Origin of the sequence: Sphingomonas sp. KRR8, assembly GCF_023559245.1 — a bacterium.
In the GTDB taxonomy this organism is placed as follows: domain Bacteria; phylum Pseudomonadota; class Alphaproteobacteria; order Sphingomonadales; family Sphingomonadaceae; genus Sphingomicrobium.
The window spans coordinates 1,229,708-1,243,447 of record NZ_CP097462.1; the positions used below are offsets into that span (position 1 = coordinate 1,229,708).

The 13,740-nt window shown below is 63.7% G+C and carries 17 protein-coding genes; 7 read left to right on the forward strand and 10 right to left on the reverse strand.

Annotation, left to right across the window (positions count from 1 at the left end; genetic code table 11):
• Nucleotides 1-352: 352 nt before the first annotated feature.
• Together M8312_RS06155 and M8312_RS06160 are read right to left on the reverse strand one after the other, a co-directional pair.
• On the reverse strand, nucleotides 353-793 hold the full coding sequence (locus tag M8312_RS06155; protein WP_250119495.1) for a hypothetical protein: 441 nt from the start codon (nucleotides 791-793) through the stop codon (nucleotides 353-355).
• Nucleotides 794-1,085: 292 nt separating this feature from the next.
• Nucleotides 1,086-1,511 carry an ExbD/TolR family protein gene (locus tag M8312_RS06160; protein WP_250119496.1) on the reverse strand — a complete coding sequence of 142 codons (426 nt, stop codon included), beginning with the start codon at nucleotides 1,509-1,511 and terminating at the stop codon, nucleotides 1,086-1,088.
• A 261-nt stretch (nucleotides 1,512-1,772) separates the two neighbouring features.
• On the opposite strand from M8312_RS06160, the gene M8312_RS06165 reads away from it, so the two are divergent.
• The 3 genes from M8312_RS06165 to M8312_RS06175 all read left to right on the forward strand — a co-directional run bounded on the left by M8312_RS06165 (nucleotide 1,773) and on the right by M8312_RS06175 (nucleotide 3,280).
• On the forward strand, nucleotides 1,773-2,438 hold the full coding sequence (locus M8312_RS06165; RefSeq protein ID WP_502957453.1) for a LytTR family transcriptional regulator DNA-binding domain-containing protein: 666 nt from the start codon (nucleotides 1,773-1,775) through the stop codon (nucleotides 2,436-2,438).
• Between the two features lie 53 nt (nucleotides 2,439-2,491).
• The gene (locus M8312_RS06170; RefSeq protein WP_250119498.1) at nucleotides 2,492-2,881 is read left to right on the forward strand and encodes a UrcA family protein; all 390 of its coding nucleotides are present in this window, start codon (nucleotides 2,492-2,494) and stop codon (nucleotides 2,879-2,881) included.
• Between the two features lie 204 nt (nucleotides 2,882-3,085).
• A complete protein-coding gene (locus M8312_RS06175; RefSeq protein WP_250119499.1) occupies nucleotides 3,086-3,280 on the forward strand; it encodes a hypothetical protein in 195 nt (64 codons plus the stop codon).
• A 608-nt stretch (nucleotides 3,281-3,888) separates the two neighbouring features.
• On the opposite strand, the gene M8312_RS06180 is transcribed toward M8312_RS06175, so the two are convergent.
• The 6 genes from M8312_RS06180 to M8312_RS06205 all read right to left on the reverse strand — a co-directional run bounded on the left by M8312_RS06180 (nucleotide 3,889) and on the right by M8312_RS06205 (nucleotide 7,893).
• Entirely contained in the window at nucleotides 3,889-4,311 is a 423-nt protein-coding gene (locus M8312_RS06180; protein WP_250119717.1) for an ExbD/TolR family protein, read from the reverse strand.
• Between the two features lie 62 nt (nucleotides 4,312-4,373).
• Nucleotides 4,374-4,862, reverse strand: coding sequence for an ExbD/TolR family protein (locus M8312_RS06185; RefSeq protein WP_250119500.1), 489 nt, complete (start codon nucleotides 4,860-4,862; stop codon nucleotides 4,374-4,376).
• 72 nt (nucleotides 4,863-4,934) lie between these two features.
• Entirely contained in the window at nucleotides 4,935-5,819 is an 885-nt protein-coding gene (locus M8312_RS06190; protein WP_250119501.1) for a MotA/TolQ/ExbB proton channel family protein, read from the reverse strand.
• Between the two features lie 45 nt (nucleotides 5,820-5,864).
• Entirely contained in the window at nucleotides 5,865-6,542 is a 678-nt protein-coding gene (locus M8312_RS06195; RefSeq protein WP_250119502.1) for an energy transducer TonB, read from the reverse strand.
• Between the two features lie 190 nt (nucleotides 6,543-6,732).
• Nucleotides 6,733-7,158 carry a dihydroneopterin aldolase gene (locus M8312_RS06200; protein WP_250119503.1) on the reverse strand — a complete coding sequence of 142 codons (426 nt, stop codon included), beginning with the start codon at nucleotides 7,156-7,158 and terminating at the stop codon, nucleotides 6,733-6,735.
• A gap of 15 nt (nucleotides 7,159-7,173) precedes the next feature.
• Nucleotides 7,174-7,893 carry an SDR family oxidoreductase gene (locus M8312_RS06205; protein ID WP_250119504.1) on the reverse strand — a complete coding sequence of 240 codons (720 nt, stop codon included), beginning with the start codon at nucleotides 7,891-7,893 and terminating at the stop codon, nucleotides 7,174-7,176.
• Nucleotides 7,894-7,957: 64 nt separating this feature from the next.
• Here M8312_RS06205 and M8312_RS06210 point away from each other — a divergent pair, with 64 nt between their 5' ends.
• Genes M8312_RS06210 through M8312_RS06220 form a run of 3 tightly spaced genes read left to right on the forward strand, consistent with a single transcriptional unit; the run spans nucleotide 7,958 to nucleotide 10,265 of the window.
• Nucleotides 7,958-8,512 (forward strand): DUF1285 domain-containing protein, encoded by a 555-nt coding sequence (locus tag M8312_RS06210; RefSeq protein WP_250119505.1) that lies wholly within the window; start codon nucleotides 7,958-7,960, stop codon nucleotides 8,510-8,512.
• The gene (locus M8312_RS06215) at nucleotides 8,509-9,093 is read left to right on the forward strand and encodes a CoA pyrophosphatase (protein ID WP_250119506.1); all 585 of its coding nucleotides are present in this window, start codon (nucleotides 8,509-8,511) and stop codon (nucleotides 9,091-9,093) included. Before M8312_RS06210 ends, M8312_RS06215 begins: the two co-directional genes overlap by 4 nt.
• Complete coding sequence (locus M8312_RS06220) at nucleotides 9,084-10,265, forward strand: CCA tRNA nucleotidyltransferase (RefSeq protein WP_250119507.1); 1,182 nt, start codon at nucleotides 9,084-9,086, stop codon at nucleotides 10,263-10,265. Before M8312_RS06215 ends, M8312_RS06220 begins: the two co-directional genes overlap by 10 nt.
• A 169-nt stretch (nucleotides 10,266-10,434) precedes the next feature.
• Here M8312_RS06220 and M8312_RS06225 read toward each other — a convergent pair whose 3' ends face one another.
• Nucleotides 10,435-11,025, reverse strand: a complete 591-nt coding sequence (locus tag M8312_RS06225) for a LuxR C-terminal-related transcriptional regulator (protein WP_250119718.1) — start codon at nucleotides 11,023-11,025, stop codon at nucleotides 10,435-10,437.
• A 234-nt stretch (nucleotides 11,026-11,259) separates the two neighbouring features.
• Here M8312_RS06225 and M8312_RS06230 point away from each other — a divergent pair, with 234 nt between their 5' ends.
• Nucleotides 11,260-12,096, forward strand: coding sequence for an outer membrane protein (locus tag M8312_RS06230; RefSeq protein WP_284070207.1), 837 nt, complete (start codon nucleotides 11,260-11,262; stop codon nucleotides 12,094-12,096).
• A 183-nt stretch (nucleotides 12,097-12,279) separates the two neighbouring features.
• Here the strand turns inward: M8312_RS06230 and M8312_RS06240 are convergent, their stop codons facing one another.
• Entirely contained in the window at nucleotides 12,280-13,641 is a 1,362-nt protein-coding gene (locus M8312_RS06240) for a L,D-transpeptidase family protein (protein ID WP_250119508.1), read from the reverse strand.
• Between the last annotated feature and the right edge of the window lie 99 nt (nucleotides 13,642-13,740).

The window sequence follows — 13,740 nt, forward strand, 5'->3', positions numbered from 1 at the left end:
TGCCATCTGCGCCGAAGCTCTCGTTCCGTCTACCACGAAGAAGGGTCGCAACGACGGCCAGGTCTTCGACGGACAACTTCAGGCTGATCTTTCCCATTGGCTTCGACGAAGCGCAAACAGAAGAGCTGCAGGAGGTTCGATCTTTTGCTGGCGGCGCAATACCCCATGCAGGCAGTCAACCGGAGCGTAGCAAGGCGCGCAGGCCGAGGTTGATGACGACTTCGCTCGCGAACTCGCGCCAGCCGTCCAGCCGCTTGGGAAAGACGAAAGTGCAGGCGAGATCCCGAGGCTTCGCCTTGCCGTCATGGCTTTGCTGAGGGCGCTCCGCGGATTAGCGGAGCGCCCGCCGAGCCTACTTGCCCTTGAGGTCCAGCTCCTGCAGCAGGATGGAGCCGCGCTGCTTGCGCATGACGGCCCGACCGCCCATCGCCGTATCCAGGGCATGAGCGTCACTTTTCATGAACGCCTCATACTCGGCCTGACGGCGGAGATCTTCCGCGCGGGTCGTCATCTCCTTGAACCGCGTAACCAGGTAAAGGTCCGGCTCCCCGTCCCGCTTGTTGACGTTGGCGAGCACGAAGTAATCGTCGATATAGCCCTTCTGCTTGGCGAACTCCTGCGTCCGCTTCCACTGGCCGGCCAGGAAGTCCGCATAATTCTCGGCCTGGCCTGGCAGGACCTCGATGTCCGAAACGGTCCAATAGCTGCCCGGCGTATAGGAACTGCTCTGCGCCAGAGCCGGACTCGCGAACATCAGCGCGCCCGCGCAGGCGGCGATCATCAGCTTTTTCATGGTAAGTCCCCCAAACAAGCGACAAGCCATTTGTCGCTTTCAGCACGCAAACGCGGCTCGCAGGCATACCCGGCGCTTGCGGGACTCGGAGACGAGACGTTACCAATCACCACGGGTGCAAACAGTTGGCAAGTTAATGTTAATATAACGCGAGGCTCGCGGCTAAGGCGGAAACGTCTGAAGCGAAACGCAAGACCAACCGACACCACCCACCATCATCTCAGTGCGGCGCCGGGCGGCAACTGGCCGGCGTCCCACTTCGGCTTCTTTCTGTCCGGCACCGCTCCTCGCCTCAGAACTGACCGTAAGCCTCGTTTCCGACGAACCCCAGCCGAGTCAGATGGGCCCGGCGGGTCATCACCAGCACCTCATCGACCGGACCGTAGGGGGCGCCGGCCACCGGCTGCAGCTGGAGCTCGGGCTCGTCGCGCGCCTGGCCGGCGGAGTCGAGCAGTGCCTGCAGCTGGGACCGGCTAACGGACACCCCGTTGAACAGCAGTCCACCACCTTCTGTCACCACCAGCTTGTTCTTGATGGGGTCGAGCGTCACCGGCGGCGGCGCACCGTTGGGCAGATCCAGCTTCACCGCATGGGTCTGCAGGGGAATGGTGATGATCAGCATCACCAGCAGGACCAGCAACACGTCGATGAGCGGGGTGGTGTTCATCTCCACCATCGGCGAGGAATTCATGCGGACGGCGGGGGCGGACAGGCTCATGCTCAACCTCCTCATCACTATGAGACATTGTAACGTCTCATACTCTTTGGGGCTCCGCAAGGCCGCTGTTTTCGCTACCTTCAACCAGTCGAGCTTCGGCCTTGGCCGGCTAGAAGCGCCTCGCGCAGGACCGTACGACGACGTCGTGTCGGCGAGAGTTTATTGTTAAATTCTCGTTTTCCTTGATCGTTAATTGGCGTCGGCGTAATATGTCGCACTTGCTCGCAGGGGAGCAGGACCATCTCCGAACTCACCGTCGTCATATGCGTGTCATTCGACCATCGCGCCGACGTCGAAGGCCTCGACGCCTTCCGTCGCTGCATTTGCTCATGCCCGTTGGTGGATGTGGCAATGGAGGTGACAGGCACATTCGACATGATCGTTCAGGGCCACGTCGACTCACTGTCCGAATACACCAGGCAGATGGAGGCGATTCGCGTTCCGCTCGCCAAATATGTCGAGCGGATCGAGAGCAATTTCGTGAGCAGCAAGATCGTCCGGACGGCCAGCAGCCAAAAGTTCATCTGGGTGCCATGCAAGGACGGTCGGAAGCGGATCGATGTCGGCTTGATCGACAAGGTCATCGCCGAGGGCGATTATATGCGTCTGTTCATCGGTGACTGGCATTGCCTCATCCACGCGACGATTTGCTCGCTCCGCAGCCAACTCGACGAGCGCTTCATTCAACTCCACCGGTCGGCGATCGTCAGGGTCGACTTCATCGACCGCCTTACTCACTCAGGGCGTCGGTGGGTGGCGCGTCTCAACGATGGATCGCAGCAAACTGTCGCCAAAAGCCACATCAGCGACGTCGCCCACCTGCTTGCGAACGGTTCAACCAAGCCTCAGGCCCATTCATCGAAGATAGATCAGTCGGCAGAACGTCCGGCCCGAAACACCGAAAAACCGATGAAGATACTCACCTGATCTGACACCAATCCTTTCGGGGCTTGAGGCCCTTTTCTCGAAAGGAGGACGTCATGGAAGCCCGGACTATCGGCTGCATCATCGCGGCAGGGTTCGTCGGAGTTGGACTGACCGCAAGCGCTACTCACGCGTTTGCCCAGCCCCCCAACGTCACAGTCCAGGCCGAGCGGATCGACCCGGCGCTACAGCGCCGCGTCAGCTATGCCGACTTGAACCTTGTGGATCGTCGCGACCAGGGCCGGCTGAGAGGCCGAATTTGGCAAACAGCGGACCAGCTTTGCTTCGACCTGAATGGGAACCTGGACACGAGCGAATGTACCAGCTTCGCGATACATAGCACGGACTCTCAGGTCGCCGCGGCAATCGACCGTGCGAAAAGGCAAATGGCTGGCCTTCCGGTCGGCCCCGCGATTGCCATTTCCATGGTGATCAGCGGTCAGTAAACGAAAGAGGGGCGGCGCGAGCCGCCCCTTCTTTACGGGTGCACGGAATCTACCCTCAGCGCTCACTGGCGTGAGCAAACCGGGTCACGCTCCACAGCTATCGGACCCTTCGCAAGGCCACTTTTTTCATCACCTTCAACCGACCGGGCGGTTACGCTGGTGCAATATACGGAACAGATGCGGTCCGTGTAACGTCGTGTCATCATGAGCAGGAACACCTACAGCCGGGCGAGCGACGTCTCGTCCGAAGAGGGCCGGGTTCTACTCGATGGCCCTGACCATGTGAGCATTGCGCTCACTCCCGAAGCCGCGCTGGATCTGGCCGACCGCCTGACCGAGCATGCGGCCATCGCGGCTGGCAAACGCCGGGAAGCCATGGTCGACCACCGGCCAAAATAGCCCGCCCGACCATAACGCCTTTGCCGACCTGCTGACCATCGGCCGCCTTCGCAGGGAACCGGGGCGCGGCAGAAGGACGGCAGCGGTCCCCTTCTGGGTGAAGAAGGCCTCGCATCGAACCGCGGGCGCCGCGACGGACGAAGGAGGTTCTGAGCGCACTAGTCGAGAGCCCGTCGCCAAGGACCGGCGTTCGTGGGCCTGTGCGTGCCGGGAACCTGCCTCGCACAATACCGCCCGCGAGTGTCGCGACGACCTCAGGGAGTTCCGAGCGGGCTCGTCGAGAGCAGGTCGCCAAGGACCGGCGTTCGTCGGCTTTCGCGGGCCCCAAGCGGGTCGCGCAGGCCCGCACGAGGACGTCGCGCCGGACCGAAGGAGTTCGGAGGGCACTAGTCGAGAGCAGGTCGCCCACGACCGGCGTTCGTCGGCGTTCCCGGCCGGACTTGCGGCGCCGGGGCCTGGCGTTCGTCATTCCTCGCCGACGAGAGGTGCCTCGCGCAGGACCGGGGTCTCTGCGAGTTCGGACTTCTTCGAACCATGAAAAAAGGGGCGACACCTTGCGATGCCGCCCCCAGGATTCATCGGGATGGCCCCGATGGAAACTTCTCAGCCTAGAAGGTGCCGTAGGCCTCGTTGCCGACGAAACCCATCTTGGTGACCTTGGCCTGCTTGGTCACCACCAGCACCTGATCCACCAGCTCGTAGCGGGCGTTCGGCTCCGGCTGCAGGTGCAGCTCGGGCTCCGGGTTCATCTGCTGGGTGATGTCCAGGTACTGACGCAGCTGAGTGAGGTTCACCGGCGCGCCGTTCCACAGCACCGCACCGTTGCCGGCGACGACGATCTTGTTCTTGATCGGGTCGATCGGCGGCGGTGTCGGGTTGTTGTTCTGCGGCAGATCCAGCTTCACGGCGTGAGTCTGGATCGGGATGGTGATGATCAGCATGATGATCAGCACCAGCATGACGTCGATCAATGGAGTCGTATTGATCTCCATCATCGGTTCGCCTTCGGCGTTGTTACTGGTCGTCTGCATCGCCATGGCTGGCGGTTCCTTTCCTCAAGCCCTGTTCAAGTGCGGCACCAGGGCCGCGGCTCTTACAGGCGGCCTGCCTGGTAACCCGGGGGCGGTTCCGAGATGAATCCGACGCGAGCGAACCCGGCGCGCTGCATGGTGAAGATCGCTCCACCAACGCACTTGTACTGGGTGTTCACGTCGGCGCGGATGTGCGCCTCCGGCATGTTTTCTTCGTTGAGATTGTCGGGTCCGCCGGCGGCGTCGACCGCCGCCTTGAGCTTCTTGACCGAGAGATCGAGGAGGTCCTGCGAATTGACCTTCTTCATCCCCCAGTAGACGCCGCAGCTGCCGTCAGGCTCGTTGCGGACCGACAGGGAGACGTTCTCGGGCTTGGTCTCGGTCGGGATGTACGCGACCTTGGGCAAGGTCAGCGGAACGGTCTCGACCACCACCGGAATGGCGATCAGGAAGATGATCAGGAGCACCAGCATCACGTCGACCAGCGGCGTGGTGTTGATGTCCGACATGGGGACGTCTTCGCCCTCTTCCTTGCCGACTGTCATTGCCATGGGGGTGTGGCTTCCTTGTTTTCAGTGTCGGGCGGGGCCGGCGATGAGCGCCGACCCCTCACGTCCCTGTGCTTAGCGGCGGTCGACCGTAGTAGTACCGGTGCCGCCAGCCTGCTGGCCGGTCGACGTCTGACCGGTAGTCAGCGGCTGGGTGCCGGCCGGGGTCGGCGCGGCGCCGGTGCGGGTCTGCGAACCGCGGGCAACCGAAGCCGAACCGGCGTTGGCTGCGCCACCAGCGATCATCGCCGGCTTAACCTTGCCTTCCGACATGATGTAGCCGTGCAGGTCGTTCGTGAAGGCAGCGAGGTCCTCCATGATCGACTTGTTGCGACGGATCAGCCAGTTGTAGGCGAGCACGGCAGGAACCGCGACGACCAGGCCGAGCGCGGTCATGATGAGCGCTTCACCGACCGGACCGGCGACGGTGCCGATCGAGGCCTGACCGGCAGCACCGATCTTGATCAGCGCGCGGTAGATGCCGATGACGGTGCCGAACAGACCGATGAACGGAGCGGTCGAACCGACGGTCGCGAGGAAGGCCAGGCCCTCACCAAGACGCGCGCCGATGGAACCCTGCGAACGCGCCAGGCTGTTTGCCATCCAGTCATGCTGGTCGATCGGGTTGGTCAGCTTGCCGTGCTGCTCCTGCGCAACGAGGGCGTCGTCAACGATGGCGCGATAAGCGCTGCGCTGATCAAGCTTGCTCGACGCTTCCTTGAGATTGGCACTGTTCCAGAAGCTGGAGCGGACCTTCTTGCCCTGGCCGATGATCTTCTGCTGCTCGAACAGCTTGGTGAAGAGGATGTAGAACGAGAAAACGGAGAAAGAGACCAGGATGATGAAGACGGTCCAGCTGATGACGCCGCCTTCCTTCAGGGCCTGGAACAAGCCGTAGGGGTTGTCGCCGGCAGCGGCCGGTGCACCGGCGGCAGCGGTCAGCACAGTCACGAAGCTCATAGTGCGGTTCCTTGCTTAAAACGTGTATCTCAGTGGGCAGTAAGCTTATTCGGACGGCAGCACCCAACGAATGCGAGCGTTGTCCGTACCGGCGATCGGGGCACCATTCTGGTCCTTGGCCGGCGTGTAGCGGGCGCGGGACCGGATGATCCGGCAGGTCGCCTGATCGAGGCTGCTGGAGCCGCTCGAACCGGTGACATCGCAGCCGGACACGCGGCCATCGGTGCCGATCGTCAGGTGCACGGAAGTCGTGCCCTGCTGCTCGTTACGAATGGCGTCCTGCGGATAGTCGTCGGTCGAGAACAGGCCAGGAAGCGAGCCGCGAGCCTGAGCGGCCTGGCTGATCCTTGGCGGCGGCGGGGGCGGCGGCGCCGGGGGCGCCGGCGGTGCCGGACGGGCGGTCGGGGTGATCACCGGCGGCGGCGCAACCGGCGCCGTCTGGATGATCGGGGTTTGAACGTTGCTGCGAACCAGCGGCGGCGGGGACACAACCGGCGGTGGCGGCGTCTCAACCTGCTTCTGCTCCGGGGGCGGCGGTTCCTCGGGAGGAGGCGGGGGCTGATCCTCGACGTCGAACGTCTTCAGATCCTCGGCCGCCTTCTTGATGACATTGTACGCCAGACCAGTGATCAAGGCGTAACCGATCAGAACGTGCAGAAGTCCAACGATCACGATCGCGACCGTCTTGTTTCCGCTCATCTGCCTGCGATTGGCGTAAGACATTCTGCCGCAATTCTCCTTAAGCGGGCCCCGGAGTCTCACCTCTCGAAACGGCGATGTCGTGCGCCGCTCCGACTGGTGAGGCAAGCCGACGTATCAACATATCATCGGCAGGCCGGGGCGCTTCCTTAATAAGGCCATAATGGCGGCGCAATGATAATGTTCCTTGCTGACGCTCGGGCAAACCGCACCGTCAAGGGACTGCGCCGCAAAACGAGGCGATTTCAACGCCAACGCCTCGAGCGTTCGGATAGACGTCAGGCTTGCACGTTTCCACCCGAAGCGCCTTCACTCCATCCCGGGAAGCAATCCAGTCGTAGATTTCCGCCAATAATGTTTCCTGGAGATTGAACCGGCGCGCGCCGGCAATCCGCTCGATCTCCTGCTTGAGGTGATCATAATTCCAGGCACTCTCAGGCTGGTCGTCGGTCGGAAGCGGATGGTTCAGCCAGACGTCGACGGTGATGAGCAACCGCTGCGGCGTGCCGACCTCAAAGTCGTGAAAGCCGATGTCGGCGCTCACCTCTACCGAATCGAGGTGAATTCTGGTCGATCGCACCGCAAGCGATTCGGGGACCATGCCATCAAGGCGCGGCGTGAATGGAAGGACGTCGCTCAAAGCGCTCTCTTTCGCTTACAGATCAAGGTTTTGCACATCGCGGGGCAGGCCCATGAAGCGCTGCCCCCCGTCAAGGGTGAGCACCTCGCCGGTGACCACGGGCGAGTCCAGCAGAAAGCGCAACGCCTGCCAGACGTGCTCAGGGTCAATTCCACGCCCCAGCGGATTGTAGGCGTGCGCCTTGGCGTAGTTTGCCGCACTCTGACCGGGCGACTGAAGCATCAGCGCGGGCGCGATCCCGTTCACACGGATGCCCTCCCCGGCAAGGGCACGGGCCGATAGCTCGGTCAGCGCGGAAAGTGCCGCCTTGGACAGCGTATAGCTGAGGAAGTCCGGATTGGGCGCGGAGAGCTTGGCGTCCAGGATGTTGACGATCAACCGGTCTCCCTTTGCCCCGGCGCGGGCGAAAGCGCTGGTCAGCAACGCCGGCGCGGCGACATTCACCGCCATGTGCGCCGCCAATTCCCCGGCATTGAAGCCGCCCAGAACATCCGGCGCAAACCGTGCGGCGTTGTTCACCAGCAATCGTGGCGGTTCTGGGCAAGCACCAAGGATCATCTCGGCGCAGCCGGGGTCCGCAAGGTCGGCGGCGACCTTCATTGCGCCCGCCGGGACCTCGTCAGCAGGCCGATGCACGTGAGCCAGAACGGCCCAGCCCGACTTAAGCAGGCGCTCGACCAGCACTGCTCCCACGCGCTTTCCGCCGCCGGTTACGATTGCAAGTGGTGCACTCATCGGTCGCAGCCTACCGGCGCGCCCTGCCCTCGCGCAACCGCGCCCATCTCCCTACATGGCTCCAATGCCCGAGAGCCTTGCCCCGATCGACCTTGCTGGCCGCAGTATTGCGGAGATCGCCGCGGACATCGCAGGGCGGACACCCGCCCCCGTCGAGCGCTGGCATCCGGACCATTGCGGCGACAGCGAGATGCGCATCGCGCGCGATGGCCGATGGTACCACCAGGGAACGGAGATCCGTCGCCCCGCACTGGTGCGCCAGTTCTCCCGTATCCTCCGCCGTGAACCCGATGGTAGCTATGTGCTGGTCACGCCGGGCGAGAAACTGACCATAGACGTTGAACTCGCCGCCTTTGTTGCCACTGCCCTGACCAGCGAAGGTGAAGGCCGAAACCGCCGGGTCGCACTGCTGCTCAACAGCGGCGATGCCTTGATCCTCGGGCCCCACCATCCGTTGCGCATCACGGAAGACGGCGTGCCCCTTGTCGCTGTTCGCCACAGGCTCGAGGCCCTGCTCGCCCGTCCGGTCTATTACGAACTGGCCGAGATCGCGCTGACGGAGGGGGCTGATCCGGCCGGCGTCTGGAGCGATGGCATCTTCTTTCCGCTAAGCTCATGACCCTGGCGGAGCGGCTTCGGGCCGCGCTCGACTTTCCTCCGCCAGTCGGCCTGCTGCCCGGTGATCTGGTCGAAGGTACCGCCGGCCAGCCCGTGCCCGCCGCGGTGCTGGTTGCGGTGACGCGCCGCTCCGAGCCTGGAGTGATCCTGACCGTACGCCGGGATGACCTTCGCACCCATGCCGGCCAGGTCGCTTTTCCGGGCGGCCGGGTCGATTCGGCGGACGCTGGCGTGACCCATGCCGCACTAAGGGAGGCGCAAGAGGAGGTTGGGCTCGATCCTGCCCTCGTCGACGTATGGGGAGTCGCCGACCCTTATGTCACGGTGACGAACTTCTCCGTCATTCCGGTGCTTGGATCGGTGCCGTCCGACCTGCCGCTGGTCCCACACGAGCGCGAAGTCGCCGACCTGTTCGAGGCGCCGCTTGCCTTCCTGCTCGATCCCGCCAATCAGCGCGCGATCACCGCCGAATATCAGGGGCGCATGCGGACTTATTATCAGATCGACTGGGAGGGCCGCCGCATCTGGGGCGCGACTGCCGCCATGCTCGTCAACCTCAGCCGACGGCTGCAATGGAGCTGAGCGCGCTCGAAGCCCTGGCCCAGCGCCCGGGCATGGCCCCTCTGCTGGACGCACTCGGCTCCGGAACCTGCCGCTTCGTGGGCGGGGCCGTGCGCGACACGTTGCTGGGGCTGCCGGTGGTCGACGTCGATCTGGCAACCGTGCTCACGCCTTATGAGGTGATGCGGCGCTGCGGCGCGGCCGGCATCCGTACCGTCCCGACGGGAATCGAACATGGCACGGTGACTGCTTTAGTCGAACGCCAGCCGGTCGAGATCACCACCTTGCGCGCCGACGTCAGCACCGATGGACGACGCGCCACCGTGGCCTTCACCGATGACTGGCGGGCGGATGCGGAGCGCCGGGACTTCACCATCAATGCGCTCTACTGGGACCCGGCGTCCGCCACCCTGACCGACTATTTCGAAGGGCAGCACGACCTCGCCGCTGGCCTGGTCCGCTTCATTGGCGAGCCGCTTACGCGCATCGCCGAGGATCACCTGCGGATCCTTCGCTTTTTCCGCTTCCAGGCACGGTTCGGCCGTGGCGAGCTGGACAAGGCGAGCCTTGCGGCCTGCGTTGCCCGAGCCAACGATCTCATGGCGCTGTCTCGCGAACGCATCGCGGACGAACTGCTCAAGTTGCTGGCGCTGCCCGATCCGGCTCCCACGTTGTGGCTGATGGTCGAGAACGGCATCCTCGCGCCCGTGCTGCCGGAAATCGATGCCACGGGATGCGAGCGCCTAGACCACCTCATCGCCACCGAGCGCGTGGCAGATGTCGAAGCCGATGCCGCCCGCCGACTGTCGGCTTTGCTTCCAGCAGAGCCCCTGACCGCCGAGAAGGTCGCGGCCCGCCTGAAGCTGTCCAACAAGCTGCGCAAGCGTCTGGCGCTGGCAGCGGAGCAGGACCTTAATGGTCATCCGCGAGCGCTCGCTTACGCCATTGGCAAGGAGGGCGCAGAGGACCGATTGCTGCTGGCCGGCCGGGCGGCGGAGGTCCGCGGCTTGCACGACTTTGTCGTGCCGCGGCTTCCGGTCGGAGGCGGCGAACTCATCCGCCGCGGCCTCAAGCCGGGTCCGATCGTGGCCACCACGTTGAAACAGATCGAGCAGCGCTGGGTCGAGGAAGGCTTTCCCAACGAAGAGCGCCTCGCCCAGCTGGTGGACGAGGCGCTCAAGTCCGCCCGCTGAGCAGGGTTTGCGGGCGTCAGGGTTCCGGGGGCTAGTCCGGTCTCCAGGGACATTTGCTGCAAGGGGAACGCAGCGTTTGTCCGGACCAAAGCAGGGAAGAAAGATCCGGACTACCACTAGCTAGTTGGTGGGGCCGGGAAGAACGATACGGCAGTGAGGCCGTATTCGTTTACAGCCCCGCTTCGACCGCAAGCCGAATAAGGTCGGCCGAGGTTGGCACGCCCAGTCGCTCCATCAGCAGCGCGCGGTGCATCTTCACCGTCTTCTCGCTGATCCCCAGCTCCCAGGCGATCTGCTTGTTGAGCAATCCCTTGGCGATGAGCTCGAGCACCTGGCGCTGGCGATTGGGTAGGCCTTTCACCGCCAGTACGGCTTTCTCGCGCCTACCAGTGAAAACGGCCGACGACTGGTCATCAGGCAATTCCACCTGGCTGCCCAGAAACCATTCAAGCTGTCCGCCCTCGCCGAACAAGGGGGTCACCAGCACCGCGTTGCGAAAAGGCGTCCCGTCTTTCTTGTAGTTGAGGATGTCGACCAGGACCGGCCGATGGGCCCGCACGCCATCCCGGATCCGGTCCGTCAGCCACGGCTCGGTGCTGGCGCCCGAGAGAAAGCGGCAATTTCGGCCGACCACCTCATTCTCGGCATAGCCCGTAAGCGAGCAGAAGGCCTCGTTGGCAACCACCAGGGGATTGTCGGGCAGTCTGGGGTTACTCACGACATAGGGAATGGGACTTAGTCCCACGCTGTCGAGCAGCATCCTGTCGGCGCGATCATCAAGCACGCAAGCCCTGCCCTTCCTTCAGTGGCTCCGGCATTATCACCTGCTCGGACATCACGCGAGGGTAGCCGGACACACTTTTCGTGGGCGCAACGAGCGAAGTGTGACATGGATGCAACGATTTCGTCATTCCTGTCCCATGGCCCGCCTAGACGGCAACTTGCCACCTGTTCTAGAGGTTAGGTGCGCCATCCAATCTGAAAAGGGGAACGCATGCGCAATTACCTCCTGGCGGCTGTTGCAGCCGCCGCCATCGCGACGCCAGCAATGGCCCGCGATCACTCACCATATGTTGGCATCGAAGGCGGTGCCATGATCGTTGAGGATCTTCACCTCGGCCGCACCGTTGGCACCACCAACACTGCCGACGCGCTGATCATCAATCACTCGACGGGTTATGACGTCGACGCGATCGCGGGTTACGACTTCGGTCCGGTCCGCGCTGAAGCCGAAGTCGGCTACAAGCGTGCGGCTCACGACGACTACACCGGCCCGTATGTCGGCACCAACACCACCGGCCTGAACGGCAATGGCCACACCAGCGCGCTGTCGCTGATGGGCAACGTGCTGCTCGACTTCGGTGATGACAATGGCGTTCAGGGCTATGTCGGCGGTGGCGCCGGTATCGCTCGCGTCAAGGTCAGCTATGCCGACAACGTCGCGACGACGACCGACTTCAATCTCAGCAAGAGCGGTTTCGCTTGGCAGGCGATTGCGGGCATTCGCTTCCCGATCACACAGAACATCGATCTTGGCCTGAAGTATCGCTTCTTCAACGCCAAGAAGGTGGAGGATAACTTCCTCATCGGTACTGCCAACAACGATTTCAGCGGTCGCTACCGCTCGCACTCGCTGCTGGCCTCGCTGATCTTCAACTTCGCGGCTCCGCCGCCGCCGCCGCCGCCCCCGCCCCCGCCGCCGCCCCCGCCGCCTCCGCCGCCTCCGGCGACGCAGACGTGCCCGGACGGTTCGGTGATCCTGGCGACCGACGCGTGCCCGGCTCCGCCGCCGCCGCCGCCGCCGCCGCCGCCCGCTCCGGAGCGTGGCTAAGCGCTAGCGGCTGTGTGATCCGTCGCTTCGGTGACGGATCAGGCAGTGCAAACGATCAGCCCGCGGGGGGAAACCTCCGCGGGCTTTTCGTTGTCTCCACGGCATCCCATCCGTCCGTGCACAAAAAAGGCCGCCCCGGTCACCCGGAGCGGCCTGTCTTCATGTCCGCAATGTCGGCGGAAGTTACTCGGAACGCGATACCCCACTCCCGGTGACCGCCAATTGCTTCTGCGGATTACCATCCCAGCCGTAGTAATCGTTCGAATAAGCGATCTGCCCATCCGACCCGACCTTGGCCGTCAGGTAGGTCACATAGACCGGAACGCCGGCCGGGATTTGAACATGCTGCTCCGGCTTGTCACTGGGCGGCGTCGGGTCCCGTCCGAGCAGCCACTGAGCTAGCCGCTTCGCGTCCTCGAGCCGGATGCAGCCGTTCGACAGCGTCCGCACGTCCCGGTTGAAATATTCCCGCATAGGCGTGTCGTGGAGATAGATGTCTTCCGAATTGCGGAAGTTGAACTTGTAGCGTCCCATCGAATTCAGCTTGCCCGGCAGCTCGCGAATGCGGACCGTCTTGGTGCCGGCCGCAACGGCCTTCCAGTCGACCTGGTCGTACGGCACCACCGTCGCATTCTCGCTCCAATCGCTGATCACCTCGAAGCCCTGGGCCTTCAAGTACGATTCCCCCTGATCGCGCGCCTTGTGCCCGATGTTCTTGAGGATGAGGTTCTGCGGCACGTTCCAGTAAGGATTGAACGTGACATAATAGATGACGCTCGCGATCAGCGGGGTCGGCAGGTAGTTCGGCTTGCCGTCCGGGAACTTGGTCATGCCCACCACGACCTTCATGCTGTCGACGGGCTGTCCGTTCTCGTACATGGTCAGACGCGCATCGGCGCTGTTGACCATGATGTAGCGGCCACCGGCGGGAAGCACGCGCGCCCGTTCCAGGTTGGACAACAGGCGCGGATCGACCGGGCCGGACGGATTGCTCTCCATCGCCTTCCATCCCGCGTCACGCAGCGAGGCGTAGGTCGGATTGGGGCTGCTGGCCTTCTGGAGGTACTGCACCAGACTCGGCGCGGCCGCGGCGGTCAGCAGGATCTGATCCGGACGACTGCCCTGCGGCGCCAGGTAGGAATAGCCGAACAGCATCCCGGCCGGCGCCTTCTTGAGCAGCTGAACGTAGGCGACCAGCCCGCGGCTGGCAGTATATTCCAGGGCCTGATTATCGGCCGGGCTGTTGCTTGCGGCGGCACGGCTCATGGCGGCGTCGATCGCATCTGCCAGCTGCGGACCTTCATTCAGGCCCTCGATCCGGGCGCGGCGCAGAATGCCGGTCAGCACCGGCAGCGCAGCCTTGGTGTCGGCCGAGCGGGTCCAGATCGGCGCGTCGGCGTGACTGTAATAGTAGAGCTCCACCGGATCAGTCGGCGCGATCCGCACCGGCGCAGGCGGCGGAGGTGGCGGCTGGCGCCTGGCTTCGGCAACGCCGGGAACGGCCACAAGGCTGGCGAGACTGACCGAAAGCAGGAACTTGTTCACGTGGGCTACCCCGTTAACCGAGACAATATTGCTCCCATCTAGGCTTCACGCCCTGTCGGGCAAGTGAACCGGGCCACGAGCGGTGCAGCTGAGTCGCCA